Origin of the sequence: Eikenella sp. HMSC061C02 (assembly GCF_001809035.1) — a bacterium.
In the GTDB taxonomy this organism is placed as follows: domain Bacteria; phylum Pseudomonadota; class Gammaproteobacteria; order Burkholderiales; family Neisseriaceae; genus Eikenella; species Eikenella corrodens.
On the sequence record NZ_KV795529.1, the window covers coordinates 1 to 379 of the forward strand.

At 53.6% G+C, this 379-nt stretch carries 1 protein-coding gene; it reads right to left on the minus strand.

What is annotated here, in order from left to right; genetic code table 11:
- A partial coding sequence (locus HMPREF2541_RS02070) for an IS1595 family transposase (RefSeq protein WP_141744176.1) occupies positions 1–379 on the minus strand: 379 nt, incomplete at both ends.

Consider the following 379-nt stretch of genomic DNA (forward strand, 5'->3'; position numbering starts at 1 on the left):
CCGCGCCAACCGTCGGTATTGATGACACTCTCGATACCGACACGACCTCTAATGACCTTTTGCAGCGTTGCCTTGGAGGCATCGGGAACAATCTCGGTATAAACCTTGTCCCCGCGTTTCAAAATGCCGAAAACGATGGTTTTCCCACCCGCACCGCGCCCGCGTTTGCCTCTGATGCGTTTGGCACCAAAATAGGATTCGTCCAATTCTACAATGCCGTATAAAGGTGCCTGCCTCCCGCATTCGTCAGCCAAACGCCGGCGCAATTTCAGGTACAGGTTATTGACACTTCTGATGCTGACACCCGTCAGTTTTGCGGTATCGGAGGCAGTCAAATCCAAAGCAAACAGCCGCAGGAGCTGGCGAAATTTGGGCTCGG